The organism is Terriglobales bacterium, assembly GCA_035651655.1.
Lineage (GTDB): Bacteria > Acidobacteriota > Terriglobia > Terriglobales > Acidobacteriaceae > DASRFG01.
The window spans coordinates 75,895-97,397 of record DASRFG010000026.1; the positions used below are offsets into that span (position 1 = coordinate 75,895).

A 21,503-nucleotide genomic window follows, 5' to 3' on the forward strand; every position below is an offset into this window, starting at 1 on the left:
AGCAGTTAGCTGGCCCGTCGTTTAACGGGCCGGGGCCCTGACGGCATTTAAATGCCGTTTGTAGCGTTACTTCTTTCTACGACTCACAACACCAGCGGCCAGGGAGCCGAAACCAAGCAGCCCGAGTAACGGCAGTGGAGAAGCCGTCTGGGGAAGCTTGTTCTCTGCAGTCTGGGTGCCGGCGGCATTTTGATCGCTAGCAGCTGCAGCGCTCTGGTCGGTGCTGGGAGTGCTGCTGCTGGCAGCGGCGGCGTTCTGATCGCTGCTGCTGGGAGTGCTGCTGCTCGCGGCGGCGGCGTTCTGATCGCTGCTGCTGGGAGTACTGCTGCTCGGGCTGGAGCTGGCGGCAGAGGCACTCTGATCACTGGCGCTTGGCGTGCTGGCATTGCTGCCGGCGGCAGGCTGCGCATTCGACGGGCTACCAGCAGTGCTGGAGGCCGACGGATTGGCAGCGCTGGACGAAGCAGCAGATGAATTCGCGCTCTGATCGCTCGGAGTCGCAGTTGACGGAGTCGAGGCCGAAGACGGCTGATTGGCAGCCGCGGTTTGGCTGGTCTCTCCGGCAGCAGAACCGGTGGAGGCTGCTCCGCTGCTCATGCCCGCCGAGGGTGAGCTCGAGGAGGATGACGCGCAATGATCGGAGACCATCTTCACGTCACTCACCTGAATGGTGTTGCCATTCGCAGAGCTGGTGCCAGTGCTGGCGGAACTGCCGGAACCGCTAGCCGACGTGCCGGTCACCTGAACTTCGTGTCCAACATGCTCAGCCAGTTTGCTGGTATCGCCCGTGACGGTGTAGGTGGTGCCAGTGGTGTCCTGAACCAGAGTGTAGCTCCCGTTCGAACCTTGCAGACAGCCTTGAACGCTGTTCTGACCGCTGGATGAAGCTGCCATGCCGCTCTGATCTGCGGACTGGCCTGAAGGCGTGCTCTGCCCCGGCGTCTGGTTGCTGCTGGGGGAGGTTGCCGATGAGTTAGGGTTGGATGGTTGATTCTGGTCTGGCGTCGGGGTGGATTGCGAACCCTGAGCCGAGGGCTGACTAGCGCTGCCGCTGGCACTGCCTGAGGACGATGTACCCTGATCTTGCGCGATCGCCACCGCAGCCCCAAGCAGCAGAATCCAGCTCAAACTTAATGCTTTCTTCATGCATTTCCTCCGAAAAGTTCCCCGCCTCTGGCGCAAAGGTACAGGGGTCGATCTTTGAACAATCAGGTCATTAGAACCAGCTGCTTGAGCCGGGGTTTGCTCCCGGTAAAAAGATACTGACTTGCTGCTGGATGCCTTTAACCGACTAAAATGACTACCTTTCCCAATGAAGACCGACTCCGGCGATGAGGTATGGATGCAGGAAGCTTTGCGCCAGGCGCAGTGCGCGTTGGACGCAGGGGAAGTCCCCGTGGGCGCGGTCGTGGTTTTTGAGGGCCGGGTGGTTGGCCGCGGATTAAATCGCAATTTGCGCGACCTCGATCCCACTGCGCATGCCGAGGTTGTCGCCCTGCGCGAAGCGGCCGCCGCTCTAGGTAACCACCGCCTCCTCAATTGCGAGCTGTATGCGACAATCGAGCCCTGCGCGATGTGTGCAGGCGCGATGATCCATGCCCGCTTACGGCGCCTGGTGTACGGCGCTGATGATCCCAAAGCTGGCGCCGTCCATTCGGTGCTCTCGGTGATCAATCACCCGCAGTTGAATCACTCCATAGAAGTTCGGCGCGGCGTGCTCGCCGAGCAATGTGGAAAGTTGCTGCAGGCCTTCTTCCGCCGGCGGCGTGCCGAACAGAAAGCGTAAGTCTCGAGAGAATTATTTCTACAGAGCCTCGGAAACGAGCCACCCGTGCAACAACTGGCGTACTTTGCCACCTTCGATACGGCGGCGCACTGCATTGAGCACAGTGATATGAGCGCTCGTGCCTCGTCCCGAGAAGCCTGCCCAATAAGGGACGTAGAGGTCCTGAATGGGTTGTGCGACGATCGAGAAGTCTCTGAGCCGGAAAAAGCCACGCCGAAAGACAACGCGCCGGATCTTTTCCACCAGCAAGTATTGAGCCTCTCCGTCATTCAGCACAGGGGCGACCCGATTACGGGTTTGGACGCGAATTGTCTCTGGCGCATCGCGCCCAAAGCTGAAAATGTCTAGGCTGCCGTTCACCACGTCTATGCCAATAAGGCGGGAATCGCTGCCGGCGCCGTTTCGAATCTCGGTGCGAAAAACTCGAAATGGAAGATAGAAATCCGACACCACGCGGAGCGGTCCAGGATACGCGTTGCGCAACAACCCTGAAATCCCAGCAGACATCTGGCGCACTGCCTCATCGCGAGTGACGTTCGGCCGCAGGCTGAGAATCGTGTCCATACTGTTCAACGGAAGTAAACCCACAGACCCACTACGGTCGCGATTAGCAGGAAGGTAAAGATCAAATTGATGCGATGTTCCCGTTGAGTTTCAGCAGCCGGTTTGTACTGGGCCCGAAGCAGGCTGGGGTCCATCGCCGAAACATCAAGCTTGTCGCTGACAGTCGCAAAGGTCAGGCCAGCAAGTTTGCGGCGATCTGGGGCGGGGGTTGCCAGGCTTACCACGATCAACACCGCCGAACACACCACGAACATGAAAATAGCGTAATGAAGAAAGTTAATGTCAACAATCCAGCGAACCAGGGGTGATGCGAAACGATGGCCTCCCGCCGCCCGGTCCAATATCTCGAAGACGAATCTCACTGCTCCCAAGACGAACCCCGTGAGCAGAGAAGAAATCGCGCCCGATGAATTTAATCTCGTCCAGAGGATGCCAAGAATAAAGCACGCGGTAATGGGAGGACTGATGTAGGCCTGCACGCTCTGCAGATAAATGTACAGCTGACTGCTGATCAGATGAATGAATGGCACCCAAAGCAGGCCGAGAACCACCATGATGCCCGTGGCTGCGCGTCCAAAGCTTACCAGTTGGTGCTCCGACGCCTGGGGACGGAGCTTCTTATAAAAATCGAGCGTCACCAAAGTAGAGGCCGAATTAAACACCGAGCTCATGGCGCCCATCAGTGCGGCCAGCAAGGCCGCTATCATCAAGCCCACTAAGCCCTGCGGCAGCAGATTGATAATTAATGTCGGATAAGCAATATCGCCGTTCAGGACCCGGCCGTCCGGACCGATCTTAAAAAGATCGCGATAAAGCGCGAGCGCGATCATCCCCGGAAGCACCAGCATGAACACGGGCAGAATCTTCAAAAACCCGGCGAAGATTGTTCCGGCTTTGGCGTGGCCTTCATCTTTGGCGGAGAGCACGCGCTGCACGATTACCTGGTCGGTACACCAGTACCAGATACCTAGAATAGGAGCGCCCAAGAAGATTCCCGTCCACGGGAATTCGGGGTCAGTTGCTGGTTTGATCATGTGGAAATAATCAGGAGGCAGCGCTGCGCGCAATCCCGCGAAGCCACCCACCCGGTGTAATCCAATAAAGCTGAGGATTACCGCCCCGCTAATCAGAATCAAAGTCTGCACCAGATCGGTGTAAATGACCGCGGCAAGCCCACCGGCAATGGTGTAAATCCCAGTAGCGACAACCAGAATGATCGCCGCGGTAAGAGGACTCCATCCCACGACCCTTTCGAGTACCACTGCCGCCGCGTACAGGTGGACGGAGATCTTTGTAAATATGTACGCCAGGATGGAAATTACCGCGAGGTAAACAGCACACTGGCGACTAAATCGTCGCTCCAGGAATTCCGGCATGGTGAAGACATTGGAACGCAAGTAAAACGGAACGAACACCCACCCCAGGATTAAAAGGATGAGGCACGCCAGCCACTCAAAGTGCCCGACGGCAAGCCCTGTGGTGGCGCCCGACCCGGCAAGTCCGATGAAGTGCTCGGTAGAAATGTTGGATACAAACAGAGACGCGCCAATGGCGAACCAACCGATATTTCGGCTCGCCAAAAAATAATCCGTGGAGGTGCGTTCACGCCGCGCAAAATGAAGGCCAATGGCAAAAATTACCGCGAAATACGCTCCGATGATGCCCAGATCCAAGGTGGTAAGAGTTTTGTGGGTAACGTGCGCCACCGCTTGAACCATGTTGCTCCTCTCCTGAAATCCCCAGTCGCCATGCCACTGCGCAAGCCAAGGGACCGGAACAGATCATGCGAAGTGCGCCAGACCAAGTGACGAAATCTATCCTAGTGGTTAAATATTCGCAATAGCCGGTTCGGGGCCGTGACAATTGCTGCGGTTGTAGTGGTTGTGTAAGCTGGTGGGGAACGGTTGCCGCGTTCAGCAAGACGACACTCCGAATTCAGCTTCTAGAAATGCGGAGCTCAGTTCATCTCCGCCACACGTGCGCGCGCGTGGTTCCTTTGCGGCCAGGTCCAGGTCCCTATCTTTAGGAGTTACTGATGGCTCAGCCTCTCTGAGCAGACTAGGCAGGATCAAAATGAACCGTATTTGCGCTTTGGTGATTCTGGTGACAGCGACCGTGTTGTTGCACCCAGGAGGTGCACTCGCTCAGGAAACTTTCGGCAAGACAGCAAACCCCTCGTCGGGTTCCGCCCCTCTGACCGTGGTTTATACCTATACCTTCGATAACAGCCAAGGTCATCACGCGTTATCGGTAGATAAGCCGTCGGACGATAAATGCTCGTCGGTGATTTTTAGTGGCGGAGACTCAAACCACAATAATTTGCTGGATATTGGTGAAATCTGGACTTGGACTTGCACCGCGGTGATTAATACCACAACCACGAACACCTCGCAGACGGGCGCCAGTTACACCGTATGCCAGGGTAACATCTGCACGACCACTGTCCTTGACTTCATCACGGAGAAAGCAACCGTCACCATCACCCCCGCCCCCCTGAAAGTTTCAATAACTGGAACGCAATCCGCCTGCAAGGGCGACCTGGTCACTCTAACGGCAGTAGCCACCGGCGGAACTCCTCCTTACACATTCAAGTGGAACACTGGCGCAACCAGTCAGACGATCACGCCCAGCACAGCGGTAGCTGGAACCTTCTCCTTCGGGGTCACGGTAACTGACCAGGCGGGAAGGACAGCTTTTGTAAATACCACTCTCACAGTCGCCTCCGTGTGTTTGGTCCCGTTTCATGCGACGGCACATCCCCAGTTTCCTCTATTAACAACCATCGAGTGGGGATGTGGTTTCCAATTTGCGGGTCGCTGCCTGTCGCAAACTATAGTCAAGATTTGTATAGGAGGGCAGTGCCTCAACAACCCGGCCGTTCCAGGGCCTCCACTTTGTAAGGTGTGCGACGGGCTCATCGCGGCGGGTGCAGGGTTCGCCCTGGGCCTCGGCATAGGGCTGTTCTACCGAAGGATGAGAAGGCGATCCCCCAGCTCCGGAAGCGGAGTGCCGAGTCCCTCCCCATAACCCTGTAAGGATTGGCTTTCGAACTATGTATGGGTATCCTCCTTGTGCACTGGAAAATTGTGTAGTTTGGAGTCGGGGGTGGCACGGGAGGATGGGGTACAGCGTACTGTTGATTGTTTCTCTGCTGACGGTAACAAGTGCTGAGGTCACGGCGCAGCGGAGGGAAACAGGCACAAGCCCTCGGTCAGTAGAATCAACGGTTACATGCACATGAACATTGGGCAGGAACGGATTGCGCCAGGTTGGCCCGGCATTCCGCCGCGCTGGACCTCAAGCTCCAAGACCGGAGTGGGCACCTCCTTGGTAGCGCAAAGCCGCGTTTGGTTCACCCTGAGTCACGGCATCCTGAATGAAATTTACTTCCCACGAGTGGATCAAGCCTGCACACGCGATCAGGGATTTCTTGTTACTGATGGAAAGCAGTACTTTTCTGAAGAAAAGAGAGATTGCACCTTCGAAAGTATTCCTTGGGAACCCGGAATTCCACTGCACTGCCTGACCAATACATCGGTTGACGGACGCTATCAAATAAAGAAGGAAGTCCTCACTGATCCTTATCGCAATGTGGTCCTGCAGAAAGTTCGTTTTCTGCCGTTGCAAGGTGCTCTTTCGGATTACCATCTCTACTCTCTTCTAGCTCCACACTTGGCCAACTACGGCTACGGCAATACTGCCTGGTGCGGACAATACAAGGGTTCACCCATGCTTTTCGCCCAACGAGACGGCGTGAGCCTGGCGGTAGCATGCTCTGTTCCCTGGCGAAAAATGTCGGTTGGATTTGTGGGTGTCTCTGACGGCTGGCAAGACCTCTCGCAGCACTACGAAATGCAATGGGAATACACTCGGGCGGAGAACGGAAACGTTGCCCTGACGGGAGAGATCGACCTTGCCGCCTGCAACGGGGAATTTTTCGTAGCCATTGGATTCGGCTCAACCCCTTACGAGGCTGGCCAGTTGACCGCCTCCAGCCTGTTCGAAAACTACGATCTGGTTCGTGAACACTATGTGACCCCTTGGAAAAACTGGCACACCACGCTCTTCCCCGCCGATCGTGAGAGTCGTAAACACGATTTGTATAGGGCCAGCGCGGCGATTCTACGGTCCCATGAATCAAAGGATTTTCTGGGAGGGACCATTGCCAGCCTTTCTATCCCGTGGGGATTCAACAAGGGGGACGACGACCTTGGCGGCTACCACTTGGTCTGGCCAAGGGACTTAGTCGAGGTCGCGGGCGGTTTTCTCGCTGCCGGAGCCGTTAACGATGCGCTTCGCGTGCTGCGGTATCTGGAGGCCACACAGGAAGCGGAGGGTAACTGGGCGCAGAACCTATGGCTGAATGGCGAACCATACTGGAATGGCATCCAGATGGACGAAACTGCGCTCCCCATCCTGCTCGTCGATCTTATCCGCCGTAAAGCTCCCGACAAGATGGAACGCATGGATCGCTGGTGGCCCATGGTCGGTAAAGCAGCAGGCTACTTGGTGCGCACCGGTCCGGTAACCCAACAGGACCGATGGGAGGAAGATGCGGGATACTCTCCGTTCACGTTAGCCACCGAGATCGCGGCATTGCTCGCCGCGGCAGACATCGCCGAGTTGGCAGGAAAGGCAGCTACCGCCCAGTATCTCCGCGACACTGCGGACATCTGGAACGATAACGTAGAGCGCTGGTGTTACGCCGAGGACAGCGATTTGGCTCGTAACCTCGGCGTAGATGGCTATTACGTGCGGATCGCTCCCCCGGAGGCAGGAACTGCGGCTGGGCCCATCGCCGGTCTGGTTCTGATCAAGAATCGTATTGCGGCGCAGACTATCAAGTCGGCTGCGCACGTTATTAGTCCGGATTCCCTGGCACTCGTGCGCTTTGGCCTGCGCGCACCGGATGATCCGCGCATTCTAAATACTGTAAAGGTCATTGATGCCTTGCTGCGGGTGGATTTACCCCAGGGATCTTGTTGGTATCGGTACAACGGCGACGGCTATGGCGAACACGAAGACGGCTCCCCTTTCGACGGAACCGGCATCGGCCGGCTTTGGCCGCTGCTTACAGGGGAGCGGGGCCATTACGAGTTAGCTGCGGGGAAACCGGAAGCAGCCGAGTCTCTCCTCGCTGCGATGGAACGTTTCACAAATGGCAATCATTTGATCCCGGAACAAATCTGGGACTCAGCGGACATCCCCAAGCGAGAGCTATTTCTCGGCAGGCCTTCTGGATCTGCTTGTCCGTTAGTTTGGGCCCATGCCGAGTACATCAAGCTTCGGCGTTCCCTTCTGGAAGGCGAGGTCTTCGATCAGCCGCCTCAAACCGTAGAGCGTTATCAAGTCCAAAAGATGGCCGCAATCCATTGTGAGTGGCGTTACAACAATAAAACTTCCTCCATGATGCGGGGAAAGGTTCTACGCATTTCGTTGCTCAAGCCCGCGTTGGTGCACTGGAGCACTGACCGCTGGGCAACGGCTCAGGATACGAATACCCTCGATTTCGGCCTGGGTACCTACGTCGTGGACCTACCCACAAAGGACCTTCCTGCCGACACGCGGGTTTGCTTCACCTTTTATTGGCACCAGGCAGATGAGTGGGAAGGCGCGGATTTCGAGGTAGTGATAAAGCCGGAAGAAGAAGTGCCCGACGCTTTACCGGCGGCCTCCCTTGCGACTGCCCGCACCGGATCACGTAATGACTAAGGCCGGCACCTCGGCGCGTCACACTGGAACTAAAGGTCTGGCGGAGAGGGAGGGATTCAATAAAGCTCCTGAAATCACAACAATATAGGGTTACAGATTTATTTCAATATTACAAAAAGCATACGTTATATGCAGCCCTACACCGACCGGGCACACCGGGCACACTTTTGGACCACCGGAGAAGGCGCTGGAGAGGAGACAATTTCAGAGCCGCGGTTTTCGTTTTGCGAACGTTGACTGCGGCCCCTTAACGGTGGGTGCCAGCTCCTTCCCGCACTGGCCTAGCGCGGGAGCCAGAGCCTACCACAACGGCTGAGTTCGCAAGTTCGGTCTCCGTAAAGCTCCTTCTGGTTCACTGTTCTTGTCAGGAGGCAGCGAGTCTCCAAAATCTGCGCTTAACTTTGACGCAGGGCGTGACCCTGGCAGAAGTCACCAACGGTACAACTCTGATGCATCGTCTTAAGCCGATGGCAAGATAGCAAAATCCCGTAGCTCAGTCGCGGGAAGAATCAAATCCCGATTGCTACCTGCTCGAACCTGCATCGGGACGCTTTCACAAGGTAGGAAGCAAGCCAACTGGCCAACTTCTTCATGTTTCACCTCCTGATAGTGTTCCGACTTCGAGCTTATTTTACCAACTCGCAACCTGTGAAATCCATAGGTGAATCGCCGTAATTTCAGCACTGCCTGGAGTCAAGCAGCCAGCCCTAACCTATTTCGCACGAGCAGTCATCGCACCGAAACCGCCACCAGATTTCATTGTCGAGCATGGTCGCCGTCTTACTGTCCCAGCGATTGCGCGGGTATTTTCGCGTGGGGGGAAAGGCTCAAGGCGCTTCTACGCGCATTCTGGGAAATTCTCCTGCAAGTATTCCAACAGTTCATCTCCAGCGATTCCTAGCAAGCTGCCCAGTCTAGCGATGTCACTGATTGACTTTTCGCCAATAGAGAGGCGGCCCTGCCCTTTTGCCTTCTCGTATTTCGCGCTTAGATCGGCAGCGACGTGGGCACCACCTTCCTTGTTCGCCATTGCGAGCACGATATCTTTATTCGAGACCTTGTTGTTTCCGCTGTCCCAGCATGGGGTAAGCCACCAGTCTCTCAATGGCGCTTTTGCCTCAGCATCTGAACCCCTCTTATATCTCACAAACGCAGCTCCGCTGGCCCCGATGCTGAGATTCACGGGGATGGAAACAGTCATCCATTGCTCACCGGACGGTAACCTACCGCGTGCTGGCGCGATCAGCGGCTTAAAGTGAATCGGCCTCTTCCAATACTCAGAATCGAGTTGGTGCAGCAAACACGGCGAGGGCGGCTTTTTGTCCGGCACATGATGAACAAACACGCGAATGGGAAGAGCAATATCAAGAACCTCGGCCTCCAGAGCGACCTGGTTACCCGAGACGTCGTGGCCGTAGAACCTATCCAAGGCGCATTCCAAGCGATGCTTCGTCACGAGGAGTTTCTCGATCAATACGTTGCGATCTAGTGTTTTCATTCGCCCCATTGTCACGGAGTTCAGACTCCCCTAGCAGAATCCGCTTCCAACTAGGCAAGCGATTCTGGAGACCAAATCAACGCCCAATCACGGAGTGCCTTCTGAATGGCCGCTTGCAGACCGTCAATCTTGAACCGCTCTTCCTGAACCTCCAGAGCCACGAGTAGGCAATTGTGTGCCGACATCAGTGCTTCGTCAGCTTCTTTGGGCTGCGACTCCCGGCTAAAGCCCAAATGCCCCTCTCCCTTTTCTAGTCGCTCGGTCATCGCACGAGATGTGCTGTGAGCGTGTCGCAGCGGGTAGAAGTAGCCGGGCACTATCAGTGAACCGATAGCTCCCGTCTTCTTCGCCATTGAAACGAAGTCCAACTTATTCCACGTGTGCCCAACTCGTTTCTCCTCGCAAGTCTTGGACTTGCACGATTTCACCATGAATCTGGCCTTAACCTCCGCGTACCTGCGTTCTGTATCCGCCACAATGTCCGGTGGCAGCGAACCATCGCCGAATGTGTCGAAGATTGGCTTCATCAGCTTGTACTGTTGGACACGGTCGAAATCAAAGAATGTCTGAAGTTCGTCAGGGTGGTCGTGAAGGTACTTGAGCGTAATGGTGTGCTCGTACATCGAGCGCAGTAGCTTCATGGCTCCGTAACCGTATCCGTTCGCTGCCATGAGGAAGAGTTCCATGAAGTCTTCCGCCACAAGTGAGCCGTAGAAGTACACAAACTTGTCTATCGAAGTATCCATCACCTGTGTGCGGGTGAATGCCAAATCTATGACCTCTCCGAGACGGGACATCACCGCTGTCCATTGTGGGTGCCGTTGGTCAAACGCCGTTGCTGCGTCAGAGAACCCGTAAAGCGATATCGTAGGAGTGGAGTCGGTGTTGCTCATGACCAGATTGTACCCAGATCAACGTGGATAAGAGCGCGGACCTGCGAAGGCACCAGGTGTCCCTCAGCAACCTGAATGTTCAGGCACTGCAAACAGCAGAAATCAAAGGTGCTGGCGGAGAGGGAGGGATTCGAACCCCCGATACCCTTTCAGGTATGTCCGCTTTCGAGGCGGATCGTTTCAACCGCTCACGCACCTCTCCGCGAGGCTGTGGCGAATCGCCGGATTTGAACCGGCACTCTCAGTTTACCCGGTTTTGGAATTGACGGAAAAGCCCGCCAAAGTAACCGCGCTAATGCAGCAGCCACTCCGCCAGGGTGTGCCGCCGAGGCTTGAAGTGGTATAAATCCGCGATTTGCTGGACGTAGCTGCGCGTGAGTTGCTGCTCTTTGGCCAGGGTCTGGTCATCCAGACGATTGACCACCGCCCCCGGATCTTTAACCAGATCGAAATATTGATTTGTGCCTTCCAGGGCGTTCGAGACAAAGAGCGTGCGGCCGTCGTTGCCCAAAAGTCCATAGAGAGGGCCATAGCTTGAGACCAGCAGATAGTTGTTGCGAAGGTACGAAGACGCCTCTGGTTGAGACCCGGTGAATAAAGGCCTGCCAAACCTCTCATCGTTCACAATGGGACGGTGTCCCAGCAAATAATAAAGAGTTGCCGGGATATCCATGTTGAAGGCGACATTGTCGGGATTGCAGTAATACTTACTGCGCATGGACAACGGCAGATGAACAATTAATGGAATGCGCATCCCGGATGGATTCATCTCAAAACCGTGGCCTTTGCGTCCGAACTCTCCGTAAGCATCGCCGTGGTCGGCCGTAAGAATGACGATGCTGTTGTCATACAGCCCAGAGGATTTCAGATGGCGTATAAATCCTCCGAAGCAACCATCGAGCCGCTCCAGTTCTGAAGCGACGACCGCATTGAAACCGGGATAAGTTTTTTTGGGTTGTCGCTCTGGCGGGAGATGTCCCAGCGTTATTCCGTGAATGTTCTGCGGCTGCGCATACATGAAAATCGGCCGGCCCGGAACGTGCAGCCGTGAGATTTTGGATTCCGCGTCGGCTGCCGTGGAACAAAGATCTTCGTCAGTCCAGTTGATCACGTTTTCATCGAGGTGAACTAAGTCAGGAGTGGGGCGAAGCAACAGTCGCAACACAGTGTCCACGCTGATGAACCGTTGGTAGCCATCCGTATCGAGCAATTTCTCCAGGCTGTTTACCGGGTGAAACGGCTGGATATAGTGCTTATGCAGAAGCATGGCGCCCGCCCAGATCGAGGGCTCGGCGAGAGTTGTGCCCGCGTAACGTGTAAACGCCTTCCGCATTACGGTGCTTTCGGCTGCGAATTTGCCGATTTCGGGAGTGAAGTGCACAGCGGGGTTATAGGCGGAGAGGTAGTCGGGCCGCAGACTATCTACGACAAGGATAAAGACGTTGGGTAATGGCCCGCGCGCCGGCGACAACTGATCCACCAGATTGACCTCAGGTGGAATGACGGTAGCGCTGGGCGGCACATTGGTTTGGGTAAGAAGAAATTGGCAGAGCTCGTCGCATGGCTTTTGCTGGGGTGACGTCCAGATCTCGTTGACCACTTGGAAAGACGCGTTATAGTACGAGTGCCGCAGCATGGCATCGGTCATCGCCTTGACCGGCGGTGATGAAGCAGCGGTCCCCGTCGGCTGTGTAAAAAGCAAGTAATAGGTCAGTGGGCTCAGTACCGCGATTAAGACCAGCAGCCAGATGGGATAGCCCCCCGCTCTGCGCACCCTGAAGTACACGAATAAAAATCCCAAGGCGCACGACCAGAGGACGAGTGACCACAATTTTTCCAGCAGAAAATTCCAGTCAACAACCCCGATTATTGCGGGGACTATGTAAGCGGCTGCCAAAAGTGCCAGGGCAAGAGCGACCTTCGTTCGCAAGGTCCAAGCCGCTGAGGATGTGGCTCCTGCTGCAATGCTTACTTTTTGCCGCCTCAGCAGGAGAGCACCAAAGAACATCACGAGGGTCAACGCCATCATCCCAGAATAGATTTTTGCTTCGATGGAATTGAAGGGTATTGTCGCCAGAATTACATTCTGGAAAATTCTCTGCAGCGCGAACCAAGCCAGCAGGTGATAGGAGAAGCAACGGAACCGTGCTGCGTTCCTGGTACGAGCTCCGATAGATTCGCCGAGGTTGACTAGGCTCACTGCGAAGGCGCACAGAATCAAATGACCGCAAATTGCTGCCAACCAGGCCATGAGATCCACCTGGCTGAACTGGAAGGGCGTCCCCATCTGTAGAAACCGTAAAAAGGACATCGCCGGATACAGAACGCCGATAGCTGCCGCAGTGATCAATAGCGGGACAAATCCCAAATGCCCCGACCAGTTCTCACTGGCTATTGGATTCCGCCAATAAGCGACATAATCAATCCCCGCGATCAGGATCACTGGAACCAGCAACACCAAGCTCCAGATGTAGCTTTGGGAGTTGTTTCCGATATGAGAAAAAGGCCGGGAGATAAGAAGGTAGAGCGTCGCTCCGGCGTTAAAACAGACAAACTCGATCGCCAATCGGCGTGATTGTTTTTCGCGCCGCTCCTTCAAGAGGGAAAGACAGAGCACGAGGACGAGAACGCTGTAAAGATATGGGTGCAGCCGAATAAACCAGGGCAGCCAGCGCTGGAAGGGCGCTTGAATGAAGGCGTAATAGGTATCCGGCAAATAGGCCAACAAACAGTAAATTGATGTCATTAGCAGCAGCGCGGCGTAGCAGAGCCGCGCCGCCACCGGCATCAAGAAACACACTTTGGGATGAGTGCTCTGTGAAGGCATGAGCATCATTAGCTCGAATCGGGAGACCCATATTGAAGGATATTGGCGGTCCGGCGACCTACAAAGTGACGGAAGTACCCTGACTGCCCTGCGTTCCCAAGGGACGGCCAGCTAGTAGAGGCTTCTCTGTTTCTGTATTTATGAAACCAGGGTTCGCAGCTCCCGGCGGAGGATCTTGCCGGAAAGAGTCCGCGGAATCGCAGATACGAACTGAACTTCGCGGGGCTGCTTGTATCCGCTGAGGCGCTCGGCGACAAAGCCGCAAAGCTCTGACGCCATGCGATCGTCGGCTGCGTACCCCTCGCGCAATACAACAAAGGCGCAGGGCAATTCGCCGGCGCCGTCATCATGTTTTCCCACCACTCCGCAATCGCGCACGGCAGGATGCTCCAGCAGCACTGCCTCCACTTCGGCGGGCGCTACGGGAAATCCTTTGTACTTGATCATCTCTTTGCGGCGATCCAGAATGTAATAGAAGTCATCGGCGTCACGGCTGGCAATATCGCCGGACCAGTACCAGCCCTCGCGCAGAACCGCGGCGGTTGCTTGCGGATCTTTCCAGTACCCCAACATGAACTGCGGTCCGCGCATCACCAATTCGCCCCGTTCTCCGGCGGCGACTTCCCTCTCAGCCTCATCCAGTATGCGGCACTCGGTTCGTGCTACAGGTGGGCCGATAGACGCCGGACGGTATAGCTCCGGCTCAATGAAACCGACATGCGTCACCGGCGATGCTTCGGTCATCCCGTAACCCTGCATGATGGGAATTCCGGTGAGTGCAGTGAAACGGCGTGCGAGATCAGGGGCCAGCGGCGCTGCCCCTGACTTTACCCAGCGGACATCGTGCTCTTTGGGGAACATGCCTCGTTCGGCGGCCTGAGCAAACGCATTCAACATGGGCGGGACGCAGGGCATGGCGGTGATGCCCTCTTCATTGATCAGGCGCGCCGCCTGTTGCACGTCAAAACGGGGCGCGAGTACCACGGTTCCGCCAATCATCAACGTTGGGTTGAGGACCACATTCAACCCATAAATATGGTAAAGCGGCAAAAAACAGAGTAGGACATCATCTTCTTGAAACGGAGTAGCCCCGGGGCCGATTACCTGAAACACATTTGCCACCAGGTTGTAATGGGAGAGCATGACTCCTTTCGGCAGTCCTGTAGTGCCGCTGGAATAGGGTAAGGCAGCGACCTCCTGCTCGGCCGGCCGTTGCGGCGATGGCAATGAATTCTTGCTGGGGCGCAACAGGTCAGAAAAATCCAGAGCGCCGGAAATATGTTGCCGGGTCGCAAAGACCTGCCGCAACCCGGGCAGACCAGAAAGATTCATGCCTTTCATTACGCAGCCGTCGCTGATCAACATTGCTGCGCAAGAGTTCTCCAGTTGATAACGCACCTCGCGCTCGCGGTAACTGGGATTCAGTAGCGTGGGAACTGCGCCGGCGAGGGTAGCTGCGTGATAACCAACGGCGAATTCCCAGGAATTCGGCAGGTCAATCGCTAAAACCTCGCCTGGCTTGAGACCAGCACCTACCAGCCCGTGTGCCAGACGCTCGACGAGTTCACCGTATTCGGCATAGGTAAAGCGGCGACGTGGCTCGCAGGAAGTGTCCACCAGCGCGATCTTTCTCCCGAACTGCCGGCAGGACTCGAGAATTGCGCGGTGCAGGAATATGCCCTGCGGATCGGCGTAGAGCCGCGTACGACGCATAGGTAATATTGTAATTAACTCGGCAGTGACGAATAGCGTTTCATCGCGCGAGCTTGCGCAGAAAGTCGCGCTCGTTCAAGCGATACTTGAAGGCCTTCCTGCCATTAATAAAAACTACAGGCACTTCGTCAGTGAACTGCCGCCGCAGGAGTTCGTCTGAATCAACGTCAATTTCGTGCCAATTGAAGTTAGCACGGCGCGCAAGTTTTGAAAGCGTTTCTTTCACTATCTCGCACAAGTGGCAGCCCTTGCGAGAGTACACAATCACTTCGGCCGGCATCGCGGAGAGTTTATCAGAAGGCCCGGGCAGAAGAGCATCTCTGCGCATCCCGTCAAGCTGATTTAGCCACACTACACAAAATTCCGGCAGAGCTCGAAAAACCGCATGAGCAGGGCACCCTTGTCTTGGTGGTCGCATCACACCGCATCGACCCTATAAAGAAAACGATCGTTCCCAAAAGAAAGGTGTTCGTTTATGAATCAGGTCGCAGGGCTTCTAGTGCGGGATGCTGACACCGTCTCCGGCGACGCAGGCTCATTTCAGCGCTGGGCTGCACTGATTGGCGGAGGTTCACTGGCGCTCGTCGGTCTGACGCGGCGTTCTAAATCCGGTGTTGCTATGGCTGCTGCCGGCGGACTTCTGGCCTATGTTGGCGCCACCGCGGACCGCATTCCTCGAGTGATCGTGGCCAGCAGCAGCGTCTTAGTGAACTGCTCCCCCCAAGAGGCTTATCAGTTCTGGCGGAATTTTGAGAACCTACCGCTCTTCATGCGTCACCTTGAGTCTGTAAGCGTATCCGGCGACAAGCGCACCACATGGATTGCGCTAGGCCCTCTGGGCACCCGCATTACCTGGGACGCAGAAATCGTGACTGAGCGCGCGAACGAAGTGATTGAGTGGCAAGCGCTTCCCGGGTCGCGGCTGCGAGTTGACGGCTCTGTGGAGTTTCGCAGCGCGCCCGCGAATCGTGGAACCATCATTCAAGCCATGATGCGCTTCCGCCCACCTTCCGGCGGGGTCGGGCGGGCGGTTGCGAAAATCTTCGGTAAGTATCCGAACTTTGTAATGCGCCAAGACCTGCGGCGCTTCAAAGCCCTGGTCGAAACCGGCGAAATACCCACCACGGAGGGACAGACGCACGGCCCGCGTTCGTTAAAGATAGCGGTGCTCCGTCTCGCCGATCCCGATCGGCCACTGCGGCCGGAATCTCGAATCACCGAAGTGTTAAACGCGTTGCGGAGGATAGCATGAAAGCAGTCTGTTGGATGGGTACAGAAAAAGTCACCGTCGAGAACGTGCCGGATCCGAAGATTCTGAATCCGCGGGATGCGATCGTGCGCATCACCAGCACCTGCATCTGTGGTTCCGACCTTCATCTCTATAACGGGCTCATTCCCACCATGGAGCAGGGTGACATCCTCGGCCACGAGTTTATGGGTGAGGTGGTAGAAGTCGGCGGGGCGATTGACCGCGAGAAGCTCAAAGTGGGAGACCGTGTAGTCGTCCCATTCACGATTGCGTGCGGTCGCTGCTTTTTCTGCCAGCGGCAGCTCTGGTCGTGTTGCGACAACTCCAATCCGAATTATTGGATTGCCGAGCAGATGATGGGCTATTCACCTTCCGGGCTCTTCGGCTACACCCACATGATGGGCGGATATGCCGGCGGCCAGGCGCAGTACGCTCGCGTTCCGTATGCCGACGTTGGTCCGCTCAAGCTCCCCGAAGGAGTTCCCGACGAGAAACTAGTCTTTTTATCTGACATCTTTCCCACCGGCTACATGGGCGCTGAAAACTGCGACATTAAGCCGGGCGACACGGTTGCCATCTGGGGATGCGGCCCCGTCGGGCAGTTCGCCATTCGCAGTGCATTCATGCTCGGCGCTGAGCGGGTGATCGCAATTGACAGGTTCGACTATCGGCTTCGCCTGGCTGCGCAGGCCGGAGCGGAGATCATCAACTACGAAGAAGTGGACGATGTGGTGCAAACGCTAAAAGACATGACTGCCAACATCGGGCCGGATGCCTGCATGGATGCCGTAGGCATGGAAGCCCACGATCACAGTTTCATGTACCTGGTTGATCGCACCAAGCAGGCGATGAAAATCGAGACCGACCGTCCCATTGTTCTTCGCCAGTGCATCCAGGCCTGCCGCAAAGGTGGAACGGTTTCTGTGCCCGGCGTGTATGCCGGTTTCGTTGACAAGTTGCCCATGGGCGCCTATATGAACAAAGGCCTGGCGATGAAAACCGGTCAGACGCACATGATGCGCTACATGAAACCACTGCTTGAACGCGTCGAGAAAGGCGATATCGATCCCAGCTTTGTGGTGAGCCACCGCCCGTCGATCAATCAAGCGCCCGAGATGTACAAGATTTTCCGCGACAAGCAAGAGCACTGCACCAAAGTGGTGCTCGATCCCTGGGCGGATGGAGCAGCCGCAGCATAGAGCACCAGTCTTACGAACAACTGAGGAGTTTGAAAATGGCCGGACTGACTATCGATGACGCGATGCCCAGCATCATCGACGCAAAAACTCATGGCCTCATTGATTACATTCACGCCGGTACCAACTTTTTAGCGGCTGCGCTGTTCCGAAAAAACCGGCGTGCCCGCAACGCTGCCCTGGCCCTCGGAGCTGGGGTGCTGGCGAATGCGTTGATGACGGATTACCCGCTTGGCGTATTTCGCCTCTATAGCTTCAAGGTGCACGGGATCTTAGACTACGGAGTCGCGACGGCCTCCGCCGTGCTTCCCGCTCTCCTCGGAATAGAAAACAGTGCACCCACCAAATACTTCCGCATGCAAGGCGCAGGCGAGACCGTAATTGCCGGTATCACCGACTACGACGACGATTCAGGTGCTGTGCGTCAAAGAGGACGTCTCGAGAAGCGGTTCGAGCGGCGCAGGGCAGCCTGAAGCTGCTGGCCACGTGGATGCTCGCACACTACCCCGGGTGATGTGGTGTCCTAATTTGAGCAGATTAGGACACTGCGCCCGCGTGACTTGTCCTTGACTCTCGTGCCTTCCAGTCCACATAATAAAATGTTTGCGCATTTATCCCTGAACTCATAGGAGCTATTTTGGCTTCGGCCAGTTCTACGGCCTCAGGCAGAGCACCCGCCGTTCGGTCCGGAGTTGCTCCACTGCGGGCTGGAGAAGGCCACTCGTTCCTGTTGCGCCGCCTCCACTCACTGAGCGGAATCGTTCCGATCGGTGCGTTTCTGGTCGAGCACTTCTTCTCCAATGCCTTCGCCACCAATGGTCCTGAAGCCTACAACGAAAATGTTCGCTTCCTGACCGGGCTGCCCTTCGTGTTCTACCTGGAGCTGTTTTTCATCTGGCTGCCAATCGCATATCACGCAGGATATGGCTTCTACATTTGGTTCCGGGGCGAATCGAACCTGGCGGAGTATCCCTGGGCGGGAAACTGGATGTACGCAACCCAGCGCTGGACGGGTGCAATTGCCTTCTTCTACATGGGTTGGCACGTCTGGTCCATGCGCTTTAACGGCGTCCATCTGCTCACTAATTCTGCCGCCGCGTTTTGGAAGGTACAAAATGAGCTGCGGCATCCCTGGGCAGTGGCGTTCTACTTTGTAGGCATCATCGCCGCATCCTGGCACTTTGGATATGGCTTGTGGCTGTTCGCCGCGAAGTGGGGCATCTTTGCCGGCGACCGGGCGCGGCGGAGGTTTGCCGTGGTCTGCTGGCTAGTCGCGGTGGTCTTGATTACGGTGGGAACGGTTTCCATACTCGCGTTCCTAAGGACGCCACCGGTTGCGCCGCCGGCAAATCTGAACGGAGCCTGGATCCTGTGACATTTTCCGTGTACCCACTGGGATTCGACGACTTCAATCATGGCAGCTAATCCGAAAATCATTGTTGTGGGTGGCGGGCTGGCCGGTCTGTCTGCCGTCATCAAGATCGCCGAAACGGGCGGTCACGTGGATCTGTTCTCCATCGTGCCGGTGAAGCGCTCGCATTCAGTATGCGCGCAGGGCGGTATCAATGCCGCCAAGAACCTGAAAGGCGAAGGCGACTCCACGTGGCAGCATTTTGACGATACGGTTTACGGGGGCGACTTCCTCGCGAATCAGCCGCCGGTGAAGGAAATGTGCGATGCCGCGCCCGGCATCATTGATCTGCTTGACCGGATGGGCGTCCCCTTTAACCGTACTCCGGAGGGCTTGCTCGATTTTCGCCGCTTTGGAGGAACGCTGTACAACCGGACGGCGTTTGCCGGGGCAACCACCGGTCAACAATTGTTGTATGCCCTCGACGAGCAGGTGCGCCGTCATGAAGCGGACGGCAAGGTCCTGAAGTACGAACATTGGGAATTCCTCTCCGTGGTGCTCGACACCAACCGCGCCAGCCGCGGAATCTGCGCCATGGATCTCCGCACCATGGAAGTACGTACTTTTCCTGCTGACGCGGTCATCATCGCGACCGGGGGTATCGGCGCCATCTTCGGCAAGTCCACGAACTCGGTGGTCTGCACGGGATCGGCGCAGTCCGCCCTTTACCAGCAAGGAGCCTTCTACGCCAATGGTGAGTTCATCCAGGTCCATCCCACTTCGATTCCGGGAGAAGACAAGCTGCGGCTGATGTCCGAATCTGCCCGCGGTGAAGGCGGACGCGTATGGGTTCCCAAGAAGCCTGGGGACAATCGCGATCCGAAATCCATTCCCGAAAAGGAGCGCTGGTACTTCCTCGAAGAGTGGTATCCAAAGTACGGCAATCTGGTGCCTCGGGACGTCGCCACCCGCGCCATCCATAAAGTGGTCTATGAGCTGAACATGGGAGTTGATGGCCAGCCCATGGTCTACCTTGACCTGACTCACATCGACCGCAAGGTTCTCGACCGCAAACTGGAAGGTATTCTCGAGATTTACGAGAAGTTTGTTGGCGATGATCCGCGCGACACGCCGATGAAGATCTTCCCCGGGATGCACTACACCATGGGTGGACTTTGGGTTGATTACAAGCAGGCAACGAACATACCCGGCCTATTTGCCACTGGTGAGTGCGAATATCAATATCACGGCGCCAACCGCTTGGGCGCCAACTCGCTGGTCTCCTGTATACACGGTGGATTTGTAGCTGGCCCCGCTGCAGTTGCGTACGCCCGCTCGCTGGACAAATCAGCCGCTGCTTTGAGCAATGGAGTATTCGACGCCGAGAGAAAACGCCAGGAAGAGATCAACTCTAAGCTGGTGCGCTCTGACGGGAAGGAGAATCCGTTCCGGCTGTGGCGCGAGCTCGGCGATTTGATGACGCGGGATTGCACCGTGATCCGGCACAACAATGATTTGCAGAAGACTGACGGGAAAATCAGCGAGATGCTGGAGCGCTTTGAGCGCATAAACCTGAGTGATCGTTCGATGTGGGCGAACACCAGCTTTGTTTTTGCTCGCGAGCTTTACAATATGCTGCAGCTGGCACGGGTGATTGCGCAAGGGGCCCTCATGCGTAACGAGTCTCGCGGCGCACATTACAAGCCCGAGTTTCCCGAGCGCGACGATAAGAACTGGCTCAAGACGACCAAGGCATATTTCGCCGCCGATGCGGATGAGCCGCGCTTTGAGTTCGAGCCGGTGGATGTGTCGCTGATTCCACCGCGGCCGCGACGGTATGACGTGGCGAAGTAAAGCCTGGCAGCGGAACGCCGGCGCTACCTAAACATGGCAGATAACAAGAGCGTAATCATCAAGGTAAAACGGCAGGAGAATCCAAACTCCAAGTCACACTGGGAGGAGTTCGAGCTGCCATGGAAGCGCGGCATGAACGTGATTTCCTCGCTGATGGATATCGCGGCGAATCCTGTCACCCGCGACCGCAAGCCGACCACGCCCATTACGTATGACTCAAACTGCCTGGAGGAAGTCTGCGGCTCCTGCGCCATGCTGATTAACGGGCGGGCTCGCATGGCCTGCTCGGCGCTGGTTGATAAGCTGGAGAAGCCTATCCGCTTGGAGCCGCTTTCGAAATTTCCTGTGGTCCGCGACCTCGCGGTGGACCGCGCTGTCCTGTTCGAGGACCTCAAGCGGGTGAAGGCCTGGGTTCCGATTGACGGCACCTACGACCTCGGTCCCGGACCGCGCATGACGATGGACCAGCAGGAGCAGGCCTACCCGCTTTCGCGCTGCATCTCGTGCTGCTGCTGCATGGAGGTCTGCCCGCAGTTCAACGAGCACACCGGGTTCGTGGGGGCGGCAGCGATTTCACAAGTGAGGCTCTTTAATACTCACCCCACCGGAAGCGCGCTCAAACGCGAACGCCTGACGGCGCTCATGGGCGACGGCGGAATCCATGAATGCGGCTATGCGCAGAACTGCGTAGAGGTGTGCCCCAAAGACATTCCGCTGACGCGCTCCATCGCAGAAGTTGGCCGCGAGGTCATGAAGCAGGCCATTGGCGACCTGTTCCGCCGTTAGCACGCACGGCAGTACACCTACTAACGTGTACCTCTCTTGGTTCATCTTTTCAAAAAGTCGGGCTGAAATTCTCA

General features: G+C 56.4%; 17 protein-coding genes and 1 tRNA gene. 9 read left to right on the forward strand and 9 right to left on the reverse strand.

Annotated features, from left to right (window positions below; genetic code table 11):
• Positions 1-66: 66 nt before the first annotated feature.
• Positions 67-1,146 (reverse strand): hypothetical protein, encoded by a 1,080-nt coding sequence (locus tag VFA76_13340; protein HZR32824.1) that lies wholly within the window; start codon positions 1,144-1,146, stop codon positions 67-69.
• 166 nt (positions 1,147-1,312) lie between these two features.
• Between VFA76_13340 and tadA the strand changes: the two genes are divergently transcribed.
• Entirely contained in the window at positions 1,313-1,786 is a 474-nt protein-coding gene (gene tadA, locus VFA76_13345; protein ID HZR32825.1) for a tRNA adenosine(34) deaminase TadA, read from the forward strand.
• A gap of 18 nt (positions 1,787-1,804) precedes the next feature.
• Here tadA and VFA76_13350 read toward each other — a convergent pair whose 3' ends face one another.
• Both VFA76_13350 and VFA76_13355 read right to left on the reverse strand, forming a co-directional pair.
• On the reverse strand, positions 1,805-2,350 hold the full coding sequence (locus VFA76_13350) for a hypothetical protein (GenBank protein HZR32826.1): 546 nt from the start codon (positions 2,348-2,350) through the stop codon (positions 1,805-1,807).
• A 5-nt stretch (positions 2,351-2,355) separates the two neighbouring features.
• Positions 2,356-4,068 carry a sodium:solute symporter gene (locus tag VFA76_13355; protein HZR32827.1) on the reverse strand — a complete coding sequence of 571 codons (1,713 nt, stop codon included), beginning with the start codon at positions 4,066-4,068 and terminating at the stop codon, positions 2,356-2,358.
• Positions 4,069-4,423: 355 nt separating this feature from the next.
• On the opposite strand from VFA76_13355, the gene VFA76_13360 reads away from it, so the two are divergent.
• Positions 4,424-5,377, forward strand: a complete 954-nt coding sequence (locus tag VFA76_13360) for a hypothetical protein (protein HZR32828.1) — start codon at positions 4,424-4,426, stop codon at positions 5,375-5,377.
• 204 nt (positions 5,378-5,581) lie between these two features.
• A complete protein-coding gene (locus tag VFA76_13365) occupies positions 5,582-8,062 on the forward strand; it encodes a glucan 1,4-alpha-glucosidase (protein ID HZR32829.1) in 2,481 nt (826 codons plus the stop codon).
• Positions 8,063-8,900: 838 nt separating this feature from the next.
• Here VFA76_13365 and VFA76_13370 read toward each other — a convergent pair.
• The 6 genes from VFA76_13370 to VFA76_13395 all read right to left on the reverse strand — a co-directional run bounded on the left by VFA76_13370 (position 8,901) and on the right by VFA76_13395 (position 15,321).
• Entirely contained in the window at positions 8,901-9,560 is a 660-nt protein-coding gene (locus VFA76_13370) for a hypothetical protein (GenBank protein HZR32830.1), read from the reverse strand.
• Positions 9,561-9,610: 50 nt separating this feature from the next.
• Positions 9,611-10,453, reverse strand: coding sequence for a DUF5677 domain-containing protein (locus VFA76_13375; GenBank protein HZR32831.1), 843 nt, complete (start codon positions 10,451-10,453; stop codon positions 9,611-9,613).
• Between the two features lie 112 nt (positions 10,454-10,565).
• Positions 10,566-10,655: transfer RNA gene (locus VFA76_13380), tRNA-Ser, on the reverse strand.
• 90 nt (positions 10,656-10,745) lie between these two features.
• The gene (locus tag VFA76_13385; GenBank protein HZR32832.1) at positions 10,746-13,280 is read right to left on the reverse strand and encodes a sulfatase-like hydrolase/transferase; all 2,535 of its coding nucleotides are present in this window, start codon (positions 13,278-13,280) and stop codon (positions 10,746-10,748) included.
• Positions 13,281-13,418: 138 nt separating this feature from the next.
• Positions 13,419-14,993 (reverse strand): AMP-binding protein, encoded by a 1,575-nt coding sequence (locus VFA76_13390; GenBank protein ID HZR32833.1) that lies wholly within the window; start codon positions 14,991-14,993, stop codon positions 13,419-13,421.
• 40 nt (positions 14,994-15,033) lie between these two features.
• A complete protein-coding gene (locus VFA76_13395) occupies positions 15,034-15,321 on the reverse strand; it encodes a glutaredoxin family protein (GenBank protein HZR32834.1) in 288 nt (95 codons plus the stop codon).
• Positions 15,322-15,468: 147 nt separating this feature from the next.
• Here VFA76_13395 and VFA76_13400 point away from each other — a divergent pair, with 147 nt between their 5' ends.
• The 6 genes from VFA76_13400 to sdhB all read left to right on the forward strand — a co-directional run bounded on the left by VFA76_13400 (position 15,469) and on the right by sdhB (position 21,429).
• Positions 15,469-16,245: an SRPBCC family protein gene (locus VFA76_13400; GenBank protein ID HZR32835.1), complete on the forward strand. Its 777-nt coding sequence runs from the start codon at positions 15,469-15,471 to the stop codon at positions 16,243-16,245.
• The gene (locus VFA76_13405; GenBank protein ID HZR32836.1) at positions 16,242-17,441 is read left to right on the forward strand and encodes a zinc-dependent alcohol dehydrogenase; all 1,200 of its coding nucleotides are present in this window, start codon (positions 16,242-16,244) and stop codon (positions 17,439-17,441) included. Before VFA76_13400 ends, VFA76_13405 begins: the two co-directional genes overlap by 4 nt.
• Positions 17,442-17,476: 35 nt before the next feature.
• The gene (locus VFA76_13410; GenBank protein HZR32837.1) at positions 17,477-17,911 is read left to right on the forward strand and encodes a hypothetical protein; all 435 of its coding nucleotides are present in this window, start codon (positions 17,477-17,479) and stop codon (positions 17,909-17,911) included.
• A gap of 164 nt (positions 17,912-18,075) precedes the next feature.
• Positions 18,076-18,813 (forward strand): succinate dehydrogenase, encoded by a 738-nt coding sequence (locus tag VFA76_13415; GenBank protein HZR32838.1) that lies wholly within the window; start codon positions 18,076-18,078, stop codon positions 18,811-18,813.
• Positions 18,814-18,852: 39 nt separating this feature from the next.
• Positions 18,853-20,643, forward strand: a complete 1,791-nt coding sequence (gene sdhA, locus VFA76_13420; GenBank protein HZR32839.1) for a succinate dehydrogenase flavoprotein subunit — start codon at positions 18,853-18,855, stop codon at positions 20,641-20,643.
• 33 nt (positions 20,644-20,676) lie between these two features.
• On the forward strand, positions 20,677-21,429 hold the full coding sequence (sdhB, locus tag VFA76_13425) for a succinate dehydrogenase iron-sulfur subunit (protein HZR32840.1): 753 nt from the start codon (positions 20,677-20,679) through the stop codon (positions 21,427-21,429).
• Positions 21,430-21,503 lie beyond the last annotated feature (74 nt).

Bases quoted from the DNA above. Each gene is read 5' to 3' on its own strand.
- VFA76_13340 (HZR32824.1), bottom strand. From the start codon at position 1,146: ATGAAGAAAGCATTAAGTTTGAGCTGGATTCTGCTGCTTGGGGCTGCG.
- tadA (HZR32825.1), top strand. From the start codon at position 1,313: ATGAAGACCGACTCCGGCGATGAGGTATGGATGCAGGAAGCTTTGCGC.
- VFA76_13350 (HZR32826.1), bottom strand. From the start codon at position 2,350: ATGGACACGATTCTCAGCCTGCGGCCGAACGTCACTCGCGATGAGGCA.
- VFA76_13355 (HZR32827.1), bottom strand. From the start codon at position 4,068: ATGGTTCAAGCGGTGGCGCACGTTACCCACAAAACTCTTACCACCTTG.
- VFA76_13360 (HZR32828.1), top strand. From the start codon at position 4,424: ATGAACCGTATTTGCGCTTTGGTGATTCTGGTGACAGCGACCGTGTTG.
- VFA76_13365 (HZR32829.1), top strand. From the start codon at position 5,582: ATGCACATGAACATTGGGCAGGAACGGATTGCGCCAGGTTGGCCCGGC.
- VFA76_13370 (HZR32830.1), bottom strand. From the start codon at position 9,560: ATGAAAACACTAGATCGCAACGTATTGATCGAGAAACTCCTCGTGACG.
- VFA76_13375 (HZR32831.1), bottom strand. From the start codon at position 10,453: ATGAGCAACACCGACTCCACTCCTACGATATCGCTTTACGGGTTCTCT.
- VFA76_13385 (HZR32832.1), bottom strand. From the start codon at position 13,280: ATGCCTTCACAGAGCACTCATCCCAAAGTGTGTTTCTTGATGCCGGTG.
- VFA76_13390 (HZR32833.1), bottom strand. From the start codon at position 14,993: ATGCGTCGTACGCGGCTCTACGCCGATCCGCAGGGCATATTCCTGCAC.
- VFA76_13395 (HZR32834.1), bottom strand. From the start codon at position 15,321: ATGCGCAGAGATGCTCTTCTGCCCGGGCCTTCTGATAAACTCTCCGCG.
- VFA76_13400 (HZR32835.1), top strand. From the start codon at position 15,469: ATGAATCAGGTCGCAGGGCTTCTAGTGCGGGATGCTGACACCGTCTCC.
- VFA76_13405 (HZR32836.1), top strand. From the start codon at position 16,242: ATGAAAGCAGTCTGTTGGATGGGTACAGAAAAAGTCACCGTCGAGAAC.
- VFA76_13410 (HZR32837.1), top strand. From the start codon at position 17,477: ATGGCCGGACTGACTATCGATGACGCGATGCCCAGCATCATCGACGCA.
- sdhA (HZR32839.1), top strand. From the start codon at position 18,853: ATGGCAGCTAATCCGAAAATCATTGTTGTGGGTGGCGGGCTGGCCGGT.
- sdhB (HZR32840.1), top strand. From the start codon at position 20,677: ATGGCAGATAACAAGAGCGTAATCATCAAGGTAAAACGGCAGGAGAAT.